Annotated in this window: 7 protein-coding genes, 1 tRNA gene and 1 pseudogene; 5 read left to right on the top strand and 4 right to left on the bottom strand. The window is 59.4% G+C overall.

Going from position 1 to position 4,529, the window contains the following annotated elements; translation table 11 throughout:
• Positions 1 to 213, top strand: a pseudogene (locus BYZ73_RS20590) (integrase core domain-containing protein); the annotation flags it as partial.
• Positions 214 to 234: 21 nt separating this feature from the next.
• Here the strand turns inward: BYZ73_RS20590 and BYZ73_RS20585 are convergent.
• The 3 genes from BYZ73_RS20585 to BYZ73_RS20575 are packed head-to-tail and all read right to left on the bottom strand — an operon-like array spanning position 235 to position 1,219.
• A complete protein-coding gene (locus BYZ73_RS20585) occupies positions 235 to 546 on the bottom strand; it encodes a type II toxin-antitoxin system RelE/ParE family toxin (RefSeq protein WP_108025570.1) in 312 nt (103 codons plus the stop codon).
• A 4-nt stretch (positions 547 to 550) separates the two neighbouring features.
• Positions 551 to 805, bottom strand: a complete 255-nt coding sequence (locus tag BYZ73_RS20580; RefSeq protein ID WP_108025569.1) for a ribbon-helix-helix domain-containing protein — start codon at positions 803 to 805, stop codon at positions 551 to 553.
• A 27-nt stretch (positions 806 to 832) separates the two neighbouring features.
• Positions 833 to 1,219, bottom strand: coding sequence for a helix-turn-helix domain-containing protein (locus BYZ73_RS20575; RefSeq protein ID WP_245943255.1), 387 nt, complete (start codon positions 1,217 to 1,219; stop codon positions 833 to 835).
• 250 nt (positions 1,220 to 1,469) lie between these two features.
• On the opposite strand from BYZ73_RS20575, the gene BYZ73_RS23945 reads away from it, so the two are divergent.
• Together BYZ73_RS23945 and BYZ73_RS20570 are read left to right on the top strand one after the other, a co-directional pair.
• Positions 1,470 to 1,652: a recombinase family protein gene (locus BYZ73_RS23945; RefSeq protein ID WP_281269510.1), complete on the top strand. Its 183-nt coding sequence runs from the start codon at positions 1,470 to 1,472 to the stop codon at positions 1,650 to 1,652.
• Positions 1,653 to 1,700: 48 nt separating this feature from the next.
• A complete protein-coding gene (locus BYZ73_RS20570; protein WP_245943254.1) occupies positions 1,701 to 2,510 on the top strand; it encodes a recombinase family protein in 810 nt (269 codons plus the stop codon).
• Between the two features lie 285 nt (positions 2,511 to 2,795).
• Here BYZ73_RS20570 and BYZ73_RS20565 read toward each other — a convergent pair.
• A tRNA-Ser gene (locus BYZ73_RS20565) sits at positions 2,796 to 2,885 on the bottom strand.
• Positions 2,886 to 3,191: 306 nt separating this feature from the next.
• Here BYZ73_RS20565 and BYZ73_RS24225 point away from each other — a divergent pair.
• Both BYZ73_RS24225 and BYZ73_RS20560 read left to right on the top strand, forming a co-directional pair.
• The gene (locus BYZ73_RS24225; RefSeq protein WP_220086870.1) at positions 3,192 to 3,302 is read left to right on the top strand and encodes a DUF6471 domain-containing protein; all 111 of its coding nucleotides are present in this window, start codon (positions 3,192 to 3,194) and stop codon (positions 3,300 to 3,302) included.
• Positions 3,303 to 3,316: 14 nt separating this feature from the next.
• The gene (locus tag BYZ73_RS20560; RefSeq protein WP_112317491.1) at positions 3,317 to 4,225 is read left to right on the top strand and encodes an LAPAL motif-containing putative phage structural protein; all 909 of its coding nucleotides are present in this window, start codon (positions 3,317 to 3,319) and stop codon (positions 4,223 to 4,225) included.
• Positions 4,226 to 4,529: the final 304 nt, after the last annotated feature.

Below are 4,529 nucleotides of genomic sequence, written 5' to 3'. Positions count from 1 at the left end.
GCGCCGCCGATGCGGTCGCAGACGAACGGCATGGTCGAGCGGTTCAACGGCAGGATCGAGGATGTCCTGCAGAGCCATCGCGTCCAGAGTGGCGAGGACCTTGAGCAGACCCTCCTGCGCTACGTCCCCCTCTACAACAAGCAGCTCCCGCAATCAGTCCTGAAGGGGCAAACCCCCGTCGGACCCCTCAGTGACTGGCAACGTCACAGACCCGGGGCGGTTCAGCCCGCCAATTCAGTCGCGAAAATCTTCCCTGAACCTGTCGATCTGATGCATGCGCTGATGCAGGATCGCGACGATACCGATATCGCCGTCGGATAGTCGGCGCCAATAGACGAAGTGATGCTCGTACCGGAAGAAGAACCCTTCGACGCCGAACTCTGCCGGGATCGGCTTTGAGGCGACGTCATTCGCCTCGATCCGTTCGAACGCTTGGAACATGCCGGTAATGTGGCGATCAGGTTGGTCCTCGCCCCATCGGTCGCGCGTATAGCGGTAGATGTCATCGAGGCGGAGTGACACCGCCTCCTGAACGCGGATCGCCATCTGGTCAGGCTCGATTGCGAGCGATGACTTCGGCGGCCGTCAGCGGCTTGTAGCTGGTTTCGGGCGCGGCGAAGGCGCGGGTCAGTTCGGCTTTCAACCGATCAAAAGTCTCCTGCTCGGCCCGCTCCTTGTCTCGCCGGATCAGGTCGCGCACGTATTCGCGGATGTTCTCGTAGGAGCCGTTTTCGCCGACATTGGCCGCAACGAAGTCGCTGAGCGCGCCGCTGAGGCGGACAGTCATGGTCGTGGTGCGGGACATGGCAGGCTCCTGCGGCGTGGCGTGTATTCAATATAACCAAAAAATACTACGCATCGAGTCTGGCGGCGGTGAACCAATTTGGACGCCCCGCCGCCTCTGTGACGGCTTGACCTTACTCGGCATCCGCGTCGTTGTGCGATCGGCGAGCAGCAGGACCACGTGGAACACGATATCCGAGTGCCTGGCCAGCGCGATCAGATGCTCGCCACTCGGCCCACGCTCGCCCGCGATCCAGTACTTCACAGTCCGCTCGCTGGCACCCGTCCAGCGCATCGCCGTCTTGACTGCTCGATGTGTCAAGCCGAGTTCGTCCCGAAGCGCCGCGGCAATGGCTGCCCGGTAGTCGGCGACATTGGCTTCAAGGTGCGCATTTGTGCCCCTTCTCGGCACAAATGTGCCCGTCTTGGTCCGCATCTCTGCGTCCTCCTTCGATAATACTCTGGGAAGGACATGAAGAGCGGCAGTTCGTATTTGCGCCCAATATGCGGTGGAGGGCCATCAGCTCGAAGCATCCCACATGATTTCTTGGGAGGCGGGCGTGGCTCGGGGAAAAGCACTATTATCCGAAGGAGAAGCCGAGCCGTCCAAGCAGCTGCTGGCTGCGGAGTACGTCCGGATGTCGACCGAGCATCAACGGTACTCAACCCAGAACTAGGCGCAGACGATCCGCGAATACGCCGAACGTCGCGGCATCAGGATTGTCAAAACCTATTCGGATGATGCGAAGAGCGCCCTGATCATCGGCGGCAGGATGGCATTGCAGCAGATGATCGCCGATGTCGAATCCGGCGTGGCCGAATTCAGCGTGATTCTGGTCTACGACGTCATCCGCTGGGGACGTTTTTAGGACACCGACTAATCTGCCTATTACCAATATCGCTGCCGAAAGGCGGGAATGCAGGTCGCCTATTGCGCCGAGCAATTCGAGAACGATGGTGCTCCGGCCTCCACCATCGTGAAAAGCGTTAAGCGGGCAATGGCGGGCGAATACAGCCGTGAGCTTTCAGTTAAGGTCTTCGCGGGCCAATGCCGTCTGACTGAGCTCGGCTACCGTCAGGGCGGCCCGGCGGGCTTCGGGTTGCGTCGCGCCCTTCTCAATGAACGGGGCGAAGTGAAAACCGAACTGAAGCGCGGCGAGCACAAGAGCTTGCAGACGGATCGGGTCGTCCTTGTGCCCGGACCAGACGAGGAGGCCCGGACGGTGCGCTGGATCTACAGCCAGTTTCTGAAGAAGGGGCTGTCGGAAAGCGAAATTGCGGCAGAACTGACTGAACGCGGCATCCTCACCGATCTCGGGCGGGCTTGGACCCGTTCGACCGTCCATCAGATCCTGACCAATGAGAAATACATCGGCAACAACATCTACAACCGCCGCTCGTTCAAACTGAAACACAAGCCGGCCGCCAACGGCCCTGAGATGTGGATCCGTTCGGACGGCGCCTTCGATGCCATCGTCGGGCCGAAACAGTTTCGGAAGGCTCAGGCCATCATCGCGGCGCGCAAGGTGATCGCGCACGAGCTCTTGGTCAGCCTCAAGGGCAGCGCTTCGGTGGATTGGTCACACCGCGAGAGTGCTAGGGCAGGAATGCGTGTGCTCGTGAAACGCATATTGCGCAAGCACGGCTTGCCGCCAGACCTACAGGATGCCGCTGTGCAAACTGTCCTTCGGCAGGCCGAAGCGCTCTCATCGCAGTGGGCAGTGTGACCCGTTCATTGGCTGAGGGTAGTTCGATCCGGGTTCCGGTCGGCATGCAATTGGACGGTTCAAAGGCAACAGCCTGCACGGACGTATAAATGATTACTTGTTAGTGGCTTGCAGGAAATTCACCAAAAGGGCACAGGCAACAGGTCCGGAGAATATCGGCCCTGAGAGACCGCTTTCGGGCCTCCCGCCGACAGGGACGGTGCTCAGCCCCTCCCGCATAACCCTAAAATAAAACGGAAAAATCCGGCCGCAGCCGGATCGGGAGAACGCTTTCGCTGGGGCCAGTGGCGGAGACGATGGGATTCGAACCCACGAGACGGTTTCCCGTCTACTCCCTTAGCAGGGGAGCGCCTTCGACCACTCGGCCACGTCTCCGCCGATCTGTCTATGCGGCAAGGTAACGAAAAACAAGGCTTTTCTTCCGCCGCGCAGCGGTGACGGTCAAGCCACTGTTTTCTCGGATTTTCTCGGAACTTAACGGGAACTGCACCTGATTCTGGTGCAAATCGCGTGCAGTTTGTTCCCGGTTCACCCCACCCCAGAGGCCACCATGTCACCTGCCGCCGCCGCCGTTCTGATCCTGACCAGCTATGCCGTTGTCGACGGCAGCGGGGGGGTCCGCCTGTGGGGAATCGACGCGCTTGAGCGGGGCCAGGAGGGCGCGGACGAGGCAACGGCGGCGTGCCAGAGAACGAGAGCGACCTGAACAATAAGATCAGCAGAGGTGGATTCTCTGCCGCTCTTATGATTCTATGTCGAGAATCAATAGGTTGTTCAGATCTTCGGATATGACATAAGGCGCGGAAATGGCGGTGATTTCAGCTACAGATCGCAAACCAGGACCGCCTGAAGACGCGGATTTTGCGCTCGTCGTAGACTTTAAAAAGGGCGAGGAATCCCCGACACGGGTGTTTACTGCGGCCTCTGATCTGATCCGTTCTTTTGAGGGGCTTGACCGAGTACTTGCGCGGTCTGTGGACTCAAGCATTTCGCCGGTCATGATCCTAGAGGACGTGGAAGTCGGCAGCCTGAAGATTTGGCTGAAGAACGCCCTTCGGTCTACGGACGACCAAGCGCTCAAAGATCTGGACTGGCGCCCTGCCGTCGGAAAGTACCTTGTGCGGGCCAAGTACGTCGTTCTCCGATGGATTGATCAAGATGACGCCCCAAGGAGCCTTCAAGACCTTAGGCGCGAAATCCGCGATCTTGCCGCAGAGACTGACGTTCGCCGCCTGCCGGACTATGCCCCGCCCGATCCGGCAGGTCTGATCGAGATCGCCAAGCAACTTCAGGACGCCAAGAAGGCACTCGGCCCGAACGACAGGGTTTACTTCGATGGTCCAGACGGAAGGGTTGAGGTGGACCTGAGCGTAGATATCAACCCGGATGAACTGGCTGATCTCGCGACGAAAGAAACGATCAAGATGCCGCCGGCAGAGATGATCTTGGCGGTAAAGAAGCCTGACTATCTTGGGAACTCAAAATGGGACTTGCGGCACGGGCGAAGATCAATATCTGCCCGCATGGAGGACACAGATTTTTTGGACGCCTTTCAGAACAGAAGGAAGGACGTCCGGCCCGGCGACGCGCTCCGCTGCAAGGTAACGATTGAAATGCGTTACGGGTATGACAACGAACTGATATCAGAAACCTACGCGGTGCAAACAGTCATCGAGGTTCTGGAAGATCTCAACGATCAAGGCGAGTTGTTCTGATACTTCTTGGTGCGCTTGCTACATAAGACCGGATCAATCCACGATCTCCGCCACTACCACGAGCTTCGCGTTGGCCCTGAGCCTGCCGATTCTCTCCGTCAGCGCAGCCGCCAGAAGCTGCCGCTCTGTCACCTCCGCAGCGCCCGCACCACGCCAATAGCCGCCGCCCCGCCAAAGTAGAACGTCACGATGCGCAGCTGCAGGTCCAGCAGGTCGGCAGAAAGCGCATCGGTGGCGTCGAGCCCCAGCACCTTGTCCCAGATCAGCAGCTTGGCGTTGTAGAGGATGAACGGCGCCGCCCAGG

Source organism: Rhodovulum viride, assembly GCF_003265965.1.
GTDB classification, from domain to species: domain Bacteria; phylum Pseudomonadota; class Alphaproteobacteria; order Rhodobacterales; family Rhodobacteraceae; genus Rhodovulum; species Rhodovulum kholense.
This window is presented reverse-complemented; position numbering and strand designations above follow the sequence as displayed.

Bases quoted from the DNA above. Each gene is read 5' to 3' on its own strand.
- BYZ73_RS20570 (WP_245943254.1), top strand. From the start codon at position 1,701: ATGCAGGTCGCCTATTGCGCCGAGCAATTCGAGAACGATGGTGCTCCG.
- BYZ73_RS20585 (WP_108025570.1), bottom strand. From the start codon at position 546: ATGGCGATCCGCGTTCAGGAGGCGGTGTCACTCCGCCTCGATGACATC.
- BYZ73_RS20575 (WP_245943255.1), bottom strand. From the start codon at position 1,219: ATGCGGACCAAGACGGGCACATTTGTGCCGAGAAGGGGCACAAATGCG.
- BYZ73_RS20560 (WP_112317491.1), top strand. From the start codon at position 3,317: ATGGCGGTGATTTCAGCTACAGATCGCAAACCAGGACCGCCTGAAGAC.
- BYZ73_RS20580 (WP_108025569.1), bottom strand. From the start codon at position 805: ATGTCCCGCACCACGACCATGACTGTCCGCCTCAGCGGCGCGCTCAGC.